The organism is Neobacillus sp. NPDC093182 (assembly GCF_044754045.1).
Genome location: NZ_JBIVOI010000003.1, coordinates 68,227 through 83,931, shown reverse-complemented (window position 1 = coordinate 83,931; position 15,705 = coordinate 68,227). Strand labels below are relative to the sequence as shown.

Below are 15,705 nucleotides of genomic sequence, written 5' to 3'. Positions count from 1 at the left end.
AAGAGGGCATGCCGATGCAAAGCAAAGCAGTAAGCTCTTCTTATCTCCCAAGCATTTTGCGCTTGCTGGATTTGGCACAGTCTCCGAATAGATTCCGCTGCCGAGGTGTCATAGGGCCAGTCCCTCAACCTCTCTGGATAAGAAATATTATTCAATTAAAAATAAAAAACCTCTTCTTGAAAAAGAAGAGGGCAAATTGAAAAAAATCATTGGGCCTCTTCTTATCTATCAAGTCGCACTTGCTGGATTTGGCACAGAATCATAGATTCCGCTGCCGAGGTGTCATAGGGCCAGTCCCTCAACCTCTCTTGATAAGAAGTATTTTTACTTTATTCATTTTTTGAACTTGTTAATTAATCTACTGTAGGAATAGTCAAAAGTCAAATCCCCTTTTTAAAATAATGATTAATCGTTTAGACTTAAATCGCTTTCAATGCTTACAGATAGGCATTTCCAAAAAAAAAAAAAAAATTACCGCAGGCCTCCGGTAAAACAAAAAAAGAGAAAAGAGAGCGAGTATTTTCGCTCTCTTCCTTGATCTTTTAACGACTATCTTCTTTTCACCAAACTAAGTACCCCTTGGATGATTAACACAAGTGAGAATAAAAGGACAGTTAAGACACCAATTAGGAGAACTAACGGACTAAGCGGTGCAAAAAATCCAGTTAGCGGTACTCTTAATAAGGCAAAACCAGCAAGGATACATAAGAAGTATAAAAAAGGACTGCGGTCTAATACACTCATTGCATACTCACTCCTTTCTTGGGGGTTAATTCATTAGTATTCATAAAGGGAGTTATTTATTTACCAGAATAATAAATTAGTTCCAAATAACCATTCTTTTGGAAATTTAATCCTTTCCTGTAGACGGAAGGAGTAGTTCTTTTGACACGTTATTTAGGTGGTGATTAATATGTGACTATATATGTAAGGATTTGGAAAGTATAACTTTTAATTAGTTGCTTTTGAAGGAGACAATCCATCTATGTGGAAGCTGGTATTTATATTCTTTTTTATTCTTGTTATCATTGCATTCCTAGTTCCAAAGAGATTGAGTAAAATTGAATTGTATACAACGAGTCTTTTTGCGTTGGTTTTTGGTATTAATGTAGATTTGGTTCTCGTCTTTAAATACCATTTGTACGGATACTTTGGTGAAGGATTTCAATGGCTGGGGTTTGTTGCTGAATTCCTTTATTTTATTCCGGTCAGTATTTTGTTCTTAAACTATTATCCCTTTAAAGGGACAAATCAACAGAAACTCTTTTATATCCTTGCATGGACAGCAGGATCCTCCATTATCGAATTTATTGTTGAAAGGACTCATTTTTTCAACTATACAGGCTGGAAGCTCTGGTATTCTATCTGCCTCTATCCCTTCGTTTTTCTCATCTTGGTTGCTCATTTAAGGATGGTTAGGAGAATGATAAAAATAGGTAAATAAAGATGAGGTTGGAATCAACTGAGCCCAACCTCATCTGTAACGAACATTTAAACCTCATCAAAATGCTTCCGCTCTTTCCTTCAATGTTTTTTCCGCTGCAAGCTCCGGATGAACCCTTCGTATGACGGTTGGTCTTAAGAGAGCAAGGACTACACCCAGGAATAATCCAGATGACAGCAGCAGACCCCATTCAGCAGGGAAGACGTCGTACAGAAAACCATACAGCACCATTCCTAATGGAGATAAAGCCATGGCAACTAGTTTCGACGAGAGAAAAAACACGCCCCTTAAATTCGTCAGCAATTTGTTTTTGCATCATCACTTGGGTTGGTGTGTTGACGAATACAAAACATGCGCCTAAACCAAGTTCAAGCATGATGTAGTAGCCAAACATTACATTATAAGACATGGAGAAAAGTAAAGGTAAGGTGGCACCTCCCATGATCATCCCCATGAGAGAACGTTAAGAAATTGAATCCAATCATGTCTATATTGACCCTATGACACAGGTCGACTTGGACTATACTGAAGCGATTCTTCATTTTGCGGTCGGTAATTTTGCTGCGGCCACTCATGTAATGGAAAATGCTTTAATTTTTTCAAAAAAGCACCGAATCTTTTATCGTGCGGATGATTTATACAGAATCGGTGCCGGCCAGGCCATGATGTTCAGTGACAAAGAAAAGAGAGAGCTTTATTTACGCAAGTTAAAACAGTACGGTGATTTTGCCGAGGATATTTTATCTATCCTCGTTCATGATCTGCTCATTGCCATGGCTCTCATTGCTGAGAACAAAGAGTACGCCAAGGCAATCGAAATCATTGATCATTACTTAGCGGATCCGCAAGAAGAAGAAGTGGTAGAGTCACTTTATAGAATGGAAAAAGGAAAAGCTTTATATGGTCTTGGAGAATTTACCGAAGCGATTCATGAATTTAAAAAAGTTGAGACGCCGGCCACTACTCACCATCCGTTTGATTTGTCACTTTTTTATGTTCGATATTCATACAAAGCTCTATGCTATTGTGAGCTTGGCGAAAGGAAAATGCGCTTCAATCCGCCGAATTAGCAGTGAAGAATTTCGAGAACATCCCATTTTTGCCTTACAAGGATTTTGCCATTGAGACGTACAATGCCATTCTTGCAAAAATAAACCCCGTACAGTACTAAGTGTGTACGGGGTTATCCTTTGTGCCCCAAGGCACTTCAGCTTTTTAGTCTTACATTCCGCGTTCAAACCCTCGTTTAAACTTAGGTTTTATTTTTCTGTCTATCTTTTTACTTACATCAGGTTCAAGAGTACCAATTACCTCATTTCCAATCACCTTAAAACTATCCTTTGTCATTTGATAGGAAAGAACTTCATTTGTGTTGTTAGCCTTTATCTTCTTAGCTTTTGGAAGTTTATATAACACTCCGACTTTTATTTGCTGAACTTCTTTCACACCTTGAATAATCAGCTGCATCGCAAAAATCGCCAGCATGAATGCAGCTAGAATCCACAAATACCAGTAGCGTCCTGAAGCGATGGTCGTTCTTCCTAATTCACCAATTAATCCTGACCATTCATTAGTCATTGACATTGGCGGATCTGCCCCCATCGGATCGTAGCTAAGTTTTGTACCGCCAAAGAAAAATTTAAATATCCCTAAATGAATAAAGATTAATAAGACTTGAATAAATTGAGTACCCAATAAAATCGTTAAACGAGGACCAATATGCGGGAAAATGTGCCGCCAGAAGAGATGAAATCTGCTGCCCCCTAAAACTCGCGCACTGGCAATAAATTCATAGTCAAGAACTCGCCTTATCTCTTTTCCTAATAAAACCGTTGTTAATGGAACAACCAGGATGGTTAAAATAAACATTTCTAGTAATATACGTTCAGTAAAGGTGTAAGTAAATTCATAGCCAAAACCGGTAAACGCCGGCATTAAGATAGGTGCGAGCAAGATATAGGTAACCAAGCTTAAAGGCAGGAAGTGAATGGAGTCTATTAAATTTGCAAGCCATTGCTGGGTGCGGGGTCCTAAGTAAAAAGCATAAAATACCCCAAACAAAAGCCCGCCAATGACACGCAATAAGGCGATTAACAAAGCAAAGATCAACGTATACTTTGCGCCTATTACTAATTGATCAAATAGGCTAAACCCTAATTTGTCTGAGCCAAAGAAAAAGGGCTTTGTTGGCGCATGCGGCATCGCACTGAGCAGCTTCACACCATCTTCTGAGTAATAAAGCCTTACTTGGTCGACATGGTTATCAGTTGTGACTGAATAAATAATGCTGTAACTGATGGTGACAATGAAAAATAAGGCTCCAAGTGCGAACTTCCAATTTTTCATATGCCTGCCAAACGTTAAGAGTGCATAAATAAACGGCCTGAATGGAGATAGTTTTCTTAGGTTAATAGATTTAACAGAATAAAGGATGTTTTCAAAAAAACGCTTTGTCCCCTCCACCATGTTTACAATGCGCCACTTGTGCCGCCAGGAAATCCGTCTCGTTTCGTAAGAAAGCGGCTGATATCCTTTAAGCCATAAATCGACCAACTGGAATAAAAAGTAAAAAGGTGTAAAGATGAGACCAAGTGTAACAAAGATGGTTATAGGTTGGAAGTTATCAAGTAAGTAGAATGTTAGTCCGTGTACGTTAAAGACCCGTTCAATAATAAATTGGCTAGAGAGTGTTCCCCAAATAATAATCTTTATATGATGAAACGAAAGGGGCATGATATTTTTTAATATATGTCTGATTAAGATATTGAATTTTGCTATTCCTTTACTTTTTACAAAGGTGACGTATACCTTCAAAAACTCTTCCTCAATCATAAGGAGCAGGATCTTGAACATGGACACTAGCGGTAAGATCGCCAACGTGACAATTGGAGCAAAATAAGCCTTTTCAGTAAAACTGGCGACCCGAAATAAATCAACTCCAAACGACTTAAAGATCACAATGGATAATACTTGTAATAACGTTGCCAGTATCAAGTCTGGAACAGACTCCAACACATCAAGTAATCTCTTAATTGGACTAAGCACGACCTTAGGCAAAAAGGCGGAACCTAATGCAAGAAGAAGCGCGATACTGAAGCCTGCAAAAAGAGGACCTAACAGGATTTGCATGGAATAGATGAATGCCGGCCCCATTATCTCCATCATCGGGGCACCGCCAGCCTGCGATCTTTCGAATTTATAAATCCATGATTCAGAATTAAACAGGTCTTTGCCAAACGTGATTAATTGTTCAAAATAGCCCGTTGAATCTGGAGTCCCCCTCGTGGAAAAATATTGTGGAAAAATACTCACACAAAATATGGATACGATTCCAAGTAGATAGTATGTAATTAATCTAACAATCTTCAAATGCCCTCACCCCATTTTCTTCCTCTAATTGTTACATTCGTATAATAGAAGTAGTGTCACGTAAAAGAAATTATATTCTAAATTTTCATTCCTTTCAACCTGGTTTATTTCCAATATTTACATCATTCAGGATTTGGACGGAAGTAGGGGTGAATTTGTTACAATGATTTTGTGATAAAATGAAACGTATAAGAAAATTTTTTGTATAAGGGGAAATGATTATGATTCTCGTCGTTGGCGGTGCTGGTTATATCGGCAGTCATCTTGTTAAGGAATTAGTGGAAAAAGAAGAGGTAATCGTATTGGACAACCTGTCTACAGGTCATCGTGAGGCAGTTGATACAAGAGCCATTTTTGTACAGGGTGACCTCGGAAATGAAGAAGACTTACAAATGATTTTCTCCAGTTATCCCATTAAGGCTGTTATGCATTTTGCGGCTTTTAGTCTAGTAGGAGAGTCTGTGGTTGATCCGCTGAAGTATTATGAAAATAATGTAGCAGCTACGTTAACGCTTTTAAAAGTAATGTTGAAAAAGAATATTAAGAACTTTATTTTTTCTTCAACTGCGGCTACATACGGGATCCCAAATGTTGAGATCATTGATGAACAAACAGTCACATCACCAATCAATCCTTATGGGCATTCTAAATTGATGATTGAACAAATGCTTGCTGATTTTTCCAAAGCCTATGGGTTAAACTATGTCGTTCTTCGTTATTTTAATGCCGCTGGGGCACATGAATCGTCTAAGATTGGTGAAAGCCATGACCCAGAAACACATTTAATTCCCATTATTCTTCAGCAGCTATTAGGGCAGCGCGAAAAGGTTGCTGTTTTCGGCTCTGATTATGATACCGCTGACGGTACATGTATTCGTGATTACATCCATGTGACTGATTTGGCGAGCGCACATATCCTTGCACTAGAGGCTTTATTAAGTGAGAAGAAAAGTGCTGAGGTCTACAATTTAGGAAATGGTCTCGGTTATTCGGTAAAAGAGGTCATTGAGACGTGTGAGAGAGTTACTGGGGTTAAAGCAAATGTTGAAATGGCTGACCGTCGCGCAGGGGATCCGGCTAGGCTCGTCGCTTCATCAAAAAAGATTTACAATGAATTAGGCTGGAAAGCCGAACGGAATTTGGAACAGATTATTGCCGATGCCTGGAAATGGCATAACAATCAACAGTATTAAAGTAAGAAACCCTTGTCCGTGACTTCGGACAAGGGTATTTTTTATAGAAATTAGAATATAAATCGAATGATTAATTTTATCCAACCGAAAAACGCAATCCATAAAGGTACACTTAATGAAGTCCCCCATACTAGCCCATATGCGAAATTACCCTGCTCGTCCATAAAATCCACTCCCCATATTAGTGGTAGATTCTTTTTAGTTTTCCGATTGTTTGATTCATTATAATGTAAAACGCTTACATTCACAATGGTTCAAATGATTTAATTCACAGTGCGTAACTTGGAAAATAGAGACAAAGGCCTAAAATACATTTCGATAATTAAGTTTAACAAAAAAAGATTGGAAAAAAACGAAAAGCTTGTCATCCTAACTGGTTTTGTTCTCGACATTATTCTTTAAAAATAACAAGATTTTCTTCGACAGGATATTTTCTGGGAAATTAACATTGGCCCATTTTTTATAAGGGATTGAGGCACTTTTAATCAAACGTTTGATTAGCAGGAAAAGGTGAAAAAAATGTCTGGGTTTGTTGATATTAATCACAGCTATTTCCGCACGTTTGGTATAAGGTCACTATAAACAGTATTTGATTCTCAAGATTCGTGGAAAGGAGATTTCTCTTGAGGTATGAGATCAAAAAGTCAGATATAAGTTCTTTTGTAGAGGATTGTAAACCCTTACTTTCTAGTGTGCTATATCCTTTTTATGTGATGGATTTGGAGGGCAGTATTGTTTTTTCGAATGAAGCTGTTCAAGAATTAACCGGTTATGAAAGACATCGTAATTATCAACGGAATTTTGTCTCGTTTATAGAAGAAGAGGAGATTGATAAGACGATTGAGCATATTAATCATGTACTCAAAGGTGAAAAGAAGAGTCTTCAAACAAGGATTAGAAATCGAAACGGTCATGTGATAGATGTAACGACCCTTTCCATTCCGGTGATCGTAGATGGTGTAATTCTTGGTATTTGCGGCTATATTACCAGTGTATTAAATGAAAATAATTTTTCACATTCCAGCACTTGGAACTGGGATACTATCTTTACTGGTATTAAGAGGGTTGATCGAATCGTTGTCGATTTTACGAAAAGGAAAAAGGCTGAGGAAAAATTAACGTTTTTAGCTTTTCATGATTTTTTGACAGGTCTGCCGAACCGAAGGAAATTGGATCATGAGCTTCATAAAACGTTAAATGAAGCAAAGGAAAAGAAAAAGAAGGTCGGGGTTATATTTTTGGATCTCGATCGATTTAAATATATCAATGATTCTCTTGGTCATAAAATGGGGGATAAGGTTTTACAGGTCATTGCCAACCGGTTGAAGGGCAGTTTGGGAAGTGATGATACGATCTCGCGTCAAGGCGGGGACGAGTTTGTCATCTTGCTAAATAACGTGAACACAAAAGAGGACCTTCATGAAGCAGCAGCCAGAATTAATGGGATTATTGCAGAACCAATCGTACTCCTAGGTCATGAATATGTACTCAGTGCCAGTATTGGGATGAGTATTTTTCCTGATCATGGGTACGAGGCAGAAGGATTAATTCAGAAGGCAGACCAAGCGATGTATCTAGCAAAGGAAAGCGGAGTAGGAATTCAGTCCTATGAATTAGGAATGGCGAAAAGTCTATCACGAAAGCTGCTCTTAGAGCAATACCTTCATAAAGCCATTGAAAAGAATGAATTATATCTGGTGTATCAGCCGATCGTTGATGTGTACGGAAAACAAGTAATTGGGGTAGAAGCACTTCTTCGTTGGGAGCACCCCGTTTTAGGGTCGATACCCCCCGGAGAATTTATCCAAATTGCCGAAGAGTCAGATTTAATTATAAAATTAAGCAATTGGGTATTGGAAACTGCCTGCAGACAGCGTAAAACTTGGGCGGATATGAACCTGCCGCCATTCTATGTATCTATTAATGTACCAGCTAGACAAATTCATTTGGAATCTTTCCTTGAGACTGTCAAAGACACACTAGAACGCTATCAGTTATCAGCTAATCTATTAAAAATTGAAATCACAGAAAGAACGGCGATGACCAATGTCCAGCAAACGTTGAACACGATAAAAGAATTACAGGATAATGGAGTCGATATCATTCTCGATGATTTTGGGATTGGGTATTCGTCCATTAGCTACCTTGTACAATATCCATTTAATACGATAAAAATAGATAAATCCTTCATTGAAGGTTTAGAGAATAAAAATCAGCGGTCTGTTTGTCGAACATTAGTGGCAATGGGCAGGAACTTGGGGATGAATGTAGTTGCAGAGGGAGTGGAGGAGTTAGAACAATATCAATTCTTATGCAGTATTGGCTGCCATAATATGCAGGGCTACTATTTTAGCAGGCCAGCTAGTGTTGAAATGGTAGATTTATTCTTTACGACTGAACAGAAGGTCTTACAGGGAAAATTTAAATAAGGCCGGAGAAAGTAGTGTCTTCGGTCCTCACCTATTAATAATTCTTAACCATCGTAATAAATTCAGTTGTTTTTCTACTAAACTCAACTTTTTTATCAAATCCAAGTTTCGTATAAAGATGAATGGCTCTTTCATTAAACTTTGCTACTGTTATTCGGAGTGAATCCAGCTGATAGGTTTCTTGAATATACGAAAGGATAAACGTGAAGAATGGTGTTCCAAACCCCTGACCAGTAATGGCAGGATTCATGCCAATAACGATATCCTTCATATCCTCATGGTAGGCGCCAACTGTAATACCGTATGGGACTTGGGCTGCGCTTCCAATACAAAAGAAACCGACGAGTTCATGGTCTTGATTCAAAACGGCATAATAGGGGTTTTCTAGTAATTCATTAAGAGATTCAGAGGTTTCTTCATTGTTATAAAAATCATAGGGTGCTTCGTATTTCCACGTTAGGATCTGTTTTGCAAACTCCTCCGTCATACTCCTTACAACTAACTGCATAATTAAAACTCCTTTATTCTATAGTCAAACCAAAACCGCTGCCATAAAGTGAACAGCGATTTTGTCTTTAAATTTTTGCATTCCGAATAACCTTACTCATCATTTCTGCATTTGGGTAATTGACTTCATGATAGAGTGCCACGACACTTTCGAGATCATAGCTTACTCTTCTAATGGAAGTTTTTATATGTCCATCCTCGACCTCAACCAGTCCATAGGATGCTTTTGCCAGGCCATCGAACGGTAAACCCACGCTGCCAATGTTCATAATGACCTTGCCATTTAGGTATCTAATATAAGGCTTGTGGATATGTGCATAAACAAAAACCTGCGCATCCTGTGCCTGCATTATACTCGCTTCGATTTGGTTGTCTTCAGCGTTCGGAAGTACGATATCAAATAAACTCGTTGGCGTAGCGTGAAACGCTGATAGTTGAACATCTTCGATCGTGAAATTTAACTGAACAGGCAGGCTGTCTAAATATTCAATATCTGATGGTTCTAGCTGCTCCACAATCCATTGGCGTTCAAGGTTCATTAACTCTAAGACCTTATCCGCCACTTCACCTTCACGAACACCGCGTACCACCCATTCATCGGCATTTCCTTTTATCACTTCTGTATGTAAAGATCGGACTAGGTCAAGAGAACGTTTAGGCTCAGGTCCACGGTAACATATATCACCTAATACATACATTTTATCAATCCCTTGTTTCTCTATATCCGCAAGAACTGCATCAAGCGCGATGGCATTCCCGTGTATGTCAGAAATAAATGCGATTTTCATAACGAGACAACCTCCTTTTAAAAAATTTTACCATTATTTGTTCGCATAATAAAATTAGAATTTTCAATAAAAGCTTCGCTTCTAAAGGCTGTCTGCTGTATAATCTTTTCTAATAATAATAGAGGAGTTATGACGATGAATTCATATATAAAGGATCAACTAGAAAAATTCCAACAGGAGAACCGTAATCGTGGACGTTTGCTTGTCAGCTGTCCGGATCAGCCAGGGATTGTTTCAGCCATCTCGCAGTTTTTATTTTCGTATCAAGCCAATATCATCGAATCTAGTCAATATTCTACCAATCCGGAAGGCGGCGTATTTTTTATCCGAATTGAATTTGAATGCCCGGGTCTAAAGGAAAAGGCGAAGGATATGGAAGGGCAGTTCGCTGCGATTGCTGAGAAGTTTTCGATGGATTGGAAATTAACACATGTCTATCATGTCAAGAAAGCGGCAATCTTTGTGTCGAAGGAGCTTCACTGCTTGCTCGAATTGCTATGGGAATGGCAAAGCGGGGATTTAATGGCGGATATTGCGCTTGTCATCAGTAACCATGAGGAAGCAAGAGATGCGGTGGAGGGGTTAAATATCCCGTTTTATTATATTCCTGCGAATAAGGATATTCGTGAACAGGTGGAAGCCCAGCAGCTTGAACTGTTAAAAGAGTATGAGATTGATTTAGTAATATTAGCACGCTATATGCAAATCCTGACTCCTAAATTTGTCGCAGCCAATCCAAAGAAAATCATTAATATTCATCATTCCTTTTTACCGGCGTTTATTGGGGCAAGACCATATGAGCGTGCCCATGCCCGCGGTGTAAAGTTAATTGGAGCGACTTCCCATTATGTAACCAACGACCTCGATGAGGGGCCGATTATTGAACAGGATATTGCTCGTGTTGATCACCGTGACGATGTCGATAACTTGAAGAAAATTGGTCGTAGAGTGGAAAGAAGTGTTTTAGCTAGAGCAGTAAAATGGCATATTGAAGACCGGATTATTGTCCATCAAAACAAAACAATTGTTTTCTAATGAAGCTCATCACACAGAAAGGCTGACTCAAAAGTTAAATGAGTCAGCCTCTTTTTATTTACAAAATATATGTTTACCAATTTTCTTGATTTGTGGGCGGCTCCATATCCAGCTGCTTGTTGCAGTATCGGGATTAAAATAATAAATCGCATTCCCAGTTGGATCCCAGCCATTAACTGCATCCAATACAGCTTTTTTTGCCGTTTCATTTGGTGTTAAATTAATTTGCCCATCGGCAACAGCAGTAAAGGCTCCTGGTTCATAGATAACGCCGGCAACGGTGTTTGGAAATGAAGCGCTTTGGACTCGGTTTATAATAACAGCGGCAACAGCAACTTGACCTATATAGGGTTCGCCACGTGATTCCCCGTACACGGCGTTCGCCATCAACTGGATATCGTTTTGACTATATCCGTTAGGAACATTGGCGCTAGTACCACCTGAATTGCCTTGCTTTTCATATTTTGTTGCTTTTACAAGCATGGCCTTCGTCTGTGCCCCTACCATCCCATCTACAGGAAGTCCAAACTTATCTTGAAAATTACGAACTGCCCAATATGTATTCCAGCCAAACACACCGTCAATCTTACCTTTATAAAAGCCATTATACGAAAGGCGCGATTGTAGCTCAATCACATCTTCCCCAGAAGATCCTTGTTGAAGTACCTGGTTCGAAAATGCTTGAATATCCTTACTTTGATCGCTATGGGCTAAAGATGTTACAGTTAGAAAAATCATAATCAGCAAAATCCTAAAGATCGCTTTCCTCTGCACAGGTTCAACCTCCTAACGATATAAAAAGCCGTATAATACTATCCTTTCATATTTTTTACATTTCTATGTAACAAATTAATGGAGTGAGGGTTTTACTGCTAAAGATTGGCTTTTAAGGATAGCAATCTTTAAAGGTCCTTCATAATGGAGAGGAAGGACATTACGTGTAAAGGAAGTAAGAGATTTGTCTTTTATAAGGGGGATGAAGGACAAATCTCATAAAGGAAGCAAAAGATTTGTCTTTCATTAGAGCACGAAGTGTATATCCCCCCGTAAAGAAACAAAAATGTCCCCAACAAGATATATGGGGACATTTCTTTATTTTGAGCTTTGTTAAAATCCCGGTTAAGGAACTTTGTTTTCCTGATTTCGCACTTTTTCAATCTCTGATTGGTACATTATCTCAGACCATAAGCTTTTATTACCTCTTGAGTAATTGCGTTGCCTGCATCATCCCAAGCGCTTGCACGTAGTGAGACATTACTTCCGGCTTTGTTTGGATGTTTAATATTTGCCGTCCAGCCGTTACCTTCAACAGCAAGTTCAACCTTGTTCCATGTCTTGCCCTCGTCAAACGAAACTTCAAGGGAAGCCCCTTCCACAACTCCGTTTCCTAGTGCACCACCAATTTGAACTGCGGATAACCCCAGCTTCGTTGATTTGCCTGCAATAGCGTTACCGTTGATGTCAGTATCAGTTTTATAATCAAGTGAAAGAAGTGGCAGGGCTGTGCGAGATTCTTCTTCCTTTTTAGACCAGAATGTCCACTCGGTATGGGTGCGAGCAGATGTATTCCAGCGTTCTGGATTACGAGAAGCATTACTTACGATTTTATACTTCGTGTTTTCCTCTGGTTGTTCTACAAATGAATAGATTGCCTGTCCATTTGCTTTTTTCACGAGCGTATCTCCACGATAAAACTCTATTGTTTGCTCTCCAGGATAATTCATGTCTGCTCCAGTGTGTCCAATCCCTGAATCTGCCCATGCCGGAATATTGAGCACAAAGAAATTTCTGTCACGGTAAGGTGTCCAGAATCCTTCACCCAGGCGTGGTCGAACAACAGGTGAAAACCATTCTTCCTCTAGTTTCTGACTAGGAGTGTAAGTCACTTTTGGCTGACGTACTTCCCATTGTGCGTCTTGGACACTAGCCTGATGGTACCAGGATGTGCCTTCTTGAGCGGATACCCATTCAGTTCGAACAGAAGGGAGTGATAGCTGCTGCAGGAAACCAACTCCATGGTGACTGTGGGTCAGGATATCGTAACGGAACTCCGCTCCTGGCGCTGGACGGTCTGATTTATATTCGCTATCGATTTTAACGAGATCTTTGGTTTTTGGTGAATACGTTAAATCGCTCGGAACAGCATCATGATGCATATCAACAAGGTCATAAACGAATTCAGAGTCTGGTTTACCTTTAACATTTAGTGTTACTTTACCGGCTTTTGCTGCCTCCACAAGCTTTTGGCCATCCGTACCGCTAATACCAGCAACAGCTAGAGGTGTATCAGAAAGTGAAAAATCTTCATTTTCAATTCCAACCCATTCACTTAGCTCCTGAGGTCCATCATTTACGGTAACCAACAGCTTTGCTCCTGCTGCTAATGCAGCTGCAGCACGTTCTGGGCCTGATACTTCATCACTGCGAAGAACGACTACGGCCTTGTCCTTTACATTCAGGCCATTATAATCCTCTGGAGCCCCTTTTCCTACATACACAGTCTCTAAGTTGTGTGTACCTTTTAAAAGCTTGCTTCCAGGCTGGGGGATATCATCAAGCTCTTTACCTTGGAAGTTGATTGACAACATCGGTTCAGCCAGGCGCCAGCGAGTGGCCAAAGTGAATTCTCCCTTTTCTACTTCTTTTGTAGGCTGTGCATACATGGTATCCACCCATACAGGCATGATGTAAATATCATTTATGGTTGATTCTCCCGTGTTGCGGTAATATTCCAATTTTCGATAAGTCGTTTCCGTTTTATTTGGAACGTTTACTTCAATTGCTTCTGCCTTACGAGCGTCTAGTTCAACAGTCTGTGAACCATTCAAGTTAATCTCAGGATTACCGACGAGTGCGATACCCCGGTGATCTGTATCTTTATCGACCTCTATCCAACCCATAATGGAATAGGTACCTGGCAGCAATCTCAGTTCCCTTGTCCCGTTAACGGTCATAAATTCTGGAACGCCATTGGGTCCAAGAAGGTAAAAGTAAGCTTCCGCAGGTGTTCCGTCGCGATCTGTTGCATTTAGGGTAAGAGAATATTTCTCTTCTTCCTTTATCATGCCTAAAGAAGTATGAGCAACTGTCTGTCCATTAAGATTAGCTGAAATCAGTCCTTGATAGCGGGCGCCAAGAGTGCCAAGATGTGGGTCAAGCGTTACTTTTACTTCCGCACTGCTCTTAGCCTCAATCGTTACTTTGTCTGTTGAAAGCGTAAGCAAGCCAGAAGGTACTTCTGCACCATTGCTATGTGTTATTGCGGTCGAAAGGTCTAGTGTAACAGCCTGATCGCCGTCGTTTGTGTACGTTATGTTTTTTTCGACCATAACGTCACCTTCATGTGGCCAGTCATAGAATCCGAAGTCTAGCGACCCTGTTGCACGGACAGTACCCAATGTGGCAGCGGCAACGTCAAGACGCCCAGTTCCGCCTTCAAAGGGCTTAATATGGTCTAGCTTCTTGGTTGTACTCATGAGTGCCTCTTTCAGATGTGCTCCCGTCCAATCAGGATGACGTTGCGCTAGAATAGCCGCAGCTCCAGTAACGTGAGGCGTAGCCATTGAGGTACCATCCATCGTCATATAAGAACCGCTGCCATTACTAAATTGAGAGCGAGCAGCAAGAATTCCTACACCAGGTGCCGTGAGGTCAGGCTTTAATCCCGATATTCCATTCTGTGGCCCTTTTGATGAGAACCAGGCAAGATGATCAGATTTGTCCACTGCGCCAACTGTTAAAGCAGAAGCTGCTGAACCAGGTGAATTTATTCCTTCCATACCTGTATTACCGGCAGCAATGACAAACAGTGCATCTGTTTCAGCAGTTAAGTTATTTACGGCTTGAGCCATTGGGTCGGTTCCATCGCTAGGCTCGTTGCTGCCTATGCTCATATTAACAATCTTGGCATTTTGAGCCGCCCATTCCATCCCATCGATAATCCAGGAATCTTGGCCAAATCCTTCATTGCTGAGGACTTTTCCAACGAGCAGGTCTGCACCTGGAGCGACCCCTTTATTCTTTCCTTCTGAGGCAGCACCTGTTCCAAGTACTGTTGAAGCTACATGAGTACCGTGCGCATGATAGTCACGTACATCTTCATTTGGAACAAAGCTCTTTGCATCAACCAGTTGACTAGCGATGTCCGGATGTTCTGCATCGATTCCTGTATCAAGCACTGCTACTTTTACGCCACTACCGTCGTAACCGGAATCCCAAGCAGTGGGAGCCCCAACCTGTGGGACACTTTGTTCAAGCGTTGCTTCCACCCGGCCGTCCAGCCAGATTTTTTCAATTCCAGGAGCCAGCATGGCTTTTGAGGTTTTTGTAGTCTGCTGCTTCTGCGTAATGTCCTGCCAAAACTTTTTTGTGTCCTTTTTCTCGGTCGAAAGTGCTAAACCATTAATGCTTTCAAGTACATGGGTCTTTTTAGAACCTTTTGGTGTTGGTAACGTTCCAGAACGAGATTTTGATTCTGCATATTGCACGATAACTGGTAACGTCTTTTGTGAGGCGTCATCATAACCATCTTTAATGAGTGCAGTAACATTAAATAAATCCTGATCTAAGAAACCAGAAGCTAAATAAGGCATTGCTTGGTCAGGTATGACATATGTATCTTTATCTACTGTCAGAATTCTTGCACCACCGCCAGCAGCGGCAGGTTCCACGTTAATCACACTTTGTCCATCTGCAAGCTCTGTCACCGTTACCACATCACCAGTAATGAGGGTAATTACATGCTTTCCTGTACTTGCTTTTGCGTTAATGCCTTCGAGAGCTTTGGCTGTGATTTTCCCATCCCCAGCTTTGGTCGAATCATCTGCAAATGCTTGCAGAGCCGGGACCGCAAGAAGAGCCGTGGTCATCATCATGGCAAAATACTTTTTATACTTTTGCTTGCCCATTCTTCACATTCTCCTTTTCTAGTAAAAAGTTAT

General features: G+C 40.3%; 12 protein-coding genes and 2 riboswitches. Of the genes, 5 read left to right on the top strand and 7 right to left on the bottom strand.

The window, feature by feature from the left end; genetic code table 11:
• Positions 1-37 precede the first annotated feature (37 nt).
• Positions 38-144: riboswitch (SAM riboswitch) on the bottom strand.
• A 74-nt stretch (positions 145-218) separates the two neighbouring features.
• A riboswitch (SAM riboswitch) is annotated at positions 219-318 on the bottom strand.
• Positions 319-549: 231 nt separating this feature from the next.
• The gene (locus ACIQAA_RS07850) at positions 550-744 is read right to left on the bottom strand and encodes a hypothetical protein (protein WP_402617329.1); all 195 of its coding nucleotides are present in this window, start codon (positions 742-744) and stop codon (positions 550-552) included.
• Between the two features lie 241 nt (positions 745-985).
• On the opposite strand from ACIQAA_RS07850, the gene ACIQAA_RS07845 reads away from it, so the two are divergent.
• The gene (locus tag ACIQAA_RS07845; RefSeq protein ID WP_402617327.1) at positions 986-1,444 is read left to right on the top strand and encodes a CBO0543 family protein; all 459 of its coding nucleotides are present in this window, start codon (positions 986-988) and stop codon (positions 1,442-1,444) included.
• Between the two features lie 57 nt (positions 1,445-1,501).
• Here ACIQAA_RS07845 and ACIQAA_RS07840 read toward each other — a convergent pair whose 3' ends face one another.
• Positions 1,502-1,747 (bottom strand): hypothetical protein, encoded by a 246-nt coding sequence (locus tag ACIQAA_RS07840; protein WP_402617325.1) that lies wholly within the window; start codon positions 1,745-1,747, stop codon positions 1,502-1,504.
• A 212-nt stretch (positions 1,748-1,959) separates the two neighbouring features.
• Between ACIQAA_RS07840 and ACIQAA_RS07835 the strand changes: the two genes are divergently transcribed.
• Positions 1,960-2,514 (top strand): hypothetical protein, encoded by a 555-nt coding sequence (locus tag ACIQAA_RS07835; RefSeq protein ID WP_402617323.1) that lies wholly within the window; start codon positions 1,960-1,962, stop codon positions 2,512-2,514.
• Positions 2,515-2,665: 151 nt separating this feature from the next.
• On the opposite strand, the gene ACIQAA_RS07830 is transcribed toward ACIQAA_RS07835, so the two are convergent.
• Complete coding sequence (locus ACIQAA_RS07830) at positions 2,666-4,813, bottom strand: ABC transporter permease subunit (RefSeq protein ID WP_402617320.1); 2,148 nt, start codon at positions 4,811-4,813, stop codon at positions 2,666-2,668.
• A gap of 221 nt (positions 4,814-5,034) precedes the next feature.
• Here ACIQAA_RS07830 and galE point away from each other — a divergent pair, with 221 nt between their 5' ends.
• Together galE and ACIQAA_RS07820 are read left to right on the top strand one after the other, a co-directional pair.
• The gene (gene galE, locus ACIQAA_RS07825) at positions 5,035-6,006 is read left to right on the top strand and encodes a UDP-glucose 4-epimerase GalE (RefSeq protein WP_402617317.1); all 972 of its coding nucleotides are present in this window, start codon (positions 5,035-5,037) and stop codon (positions 6,004-6,006) included.
• A 623-nt stretch (positions 6,007-6,629) separates the two neighbouring features.
• Positions 6,630-8,435, top strand: a complete 1,806-nt coding sequence (locus tag ACIQAA_RS07820; RefSeq protein ID WP_402617314.1) for a sensor domain-containing protein — start codon at positions 6,630-6,632, stop codon at positions 8,433-8,435.
• 34 nt (positions 8,436-8,469) lie between these two features.
• Here ACIQAA_RS07820 and ACIQAA_RS07815 read toward each other — a convergent pair whose 3' ends face one another.
• Positions 8,470-8,943, bottom strand: a complete 474-nt coding sequence (locus tag ACIQAA_RS07815) for a GNAT family N-acetyltransferase (RefSeq protein ID WP_402617312.1) — start codon at positions 8,941-8,943, stop codon at positions 8,470-8,472.
• A gap of 67 nt (positions 8,944-9,010) precedes the next feature.
• On the bottom strand, positions 9,011-9,730 hold the full coding sequence (locus ACIQAA_RS07810) for a metallophosphoesterase family protein (protein ID WP_402617309.1): 720 nt from the start codon (positions 9,728-9,730) through the stop codon (positions 9,011-9,013).
• 135 nt (positions 9,731-9,865) lie between these two features.
• Between ACIQAA_RS07810 and purU the strand changes: the two genes are divergently transcribed.
• Positions 9,866-10,765, top strand: coding sequence for a formyltetrahydrofolate deformylase (gene purU / locus ACIQAA_RS07805; RefSeq protein WP_402617306.1), 900 nt, complete (start codon positions 9,866-9,868; stop codon positions 10,763-10,765).
• A 54-nt stretch (positions 10,766-10,819) separates the two neighbouring features.
• Here purU and sleB read toward each other — a convergent pair whose 3' ends face one another.
• Both sleB and ACIQAA_RS07795 read right to left on the bottom strand, forming a co-directional pair.
• Positions 10,820-11,539, bottom strand: a complete 720-nt coding sequence (gene sleB / locus ACIQAA_RS07800; protein ID WP_402617303.1) for a spore cortex-lytic enzyme — start codon at positions 11,537-11,539, stop codon at positions 10,820-10,822.
• Between the two features lie 398 nt (positions 11,540-11,937).
• On the bottom strand, positions 11,938-15,672 hold the full coding sequence (locus ACIQAA_RS07795; protein WP_402617300.1) for a S8 family serine peptidase: 3,735 nt from the start codon (positions 15,670-15,672) through the stop codon (positions 11,938-11,940).
• Between the last annotated feature and the right edge of the window lie 33 nt (positions 15,673-15,705).

Bases quoted from the DNA above. Each gene is read 5' to 3' on its own strand.
- galE (WP_402617317.1), top strand. From the start codon at position 5,035: ATGATTCTCGTCGTTGGCGGTGCTGGTTATATCGGCAGTCATCTTGTT.
- purU (WP_402617306.1), top strand. From the start codon at position 9,866: ATGAATTCATATATAAAGGATCAACTAGAAAAATTCCAACAGGAGAAC.
- ACIQAA_RS07795 (WP_402617300.1), bottom strand. From the start codon at position 15,672: ATGGGCAAGCAAAAGTATAAAAAGTATTTTGCCATGATGATGACCACG.
- ACIQAA_RS07845 (WP_402617327.1), top strand. From the start codon at position 986: ATGTGGAAGCTGGTATTTATATTCTTTTTTATTCTTGTTATCATTGCA.
- ACIQAA_RS07810 (WP_402617309.1), bottom strand. From the start codon at position 9,730: ATGAAAATCGCATTTATTTCTGACATACACGGGAATGCCATCGCGCTT.
- ACIQAA_RS07850 (WP_402617329.1), bottom strand. From the start codon at position 744: ATGAGTGTATTAGACCGCAGTCCTTTTTTATACTTCTTATGTATCCTT.
- ACIQAA_RS07815 (WP_402617312.1), bottom strand. From the start codon at position 8,943: ATGCAGTTAGTTGTAAGGAGTATGACGGAGGAGTTTGCAAAACAGATC.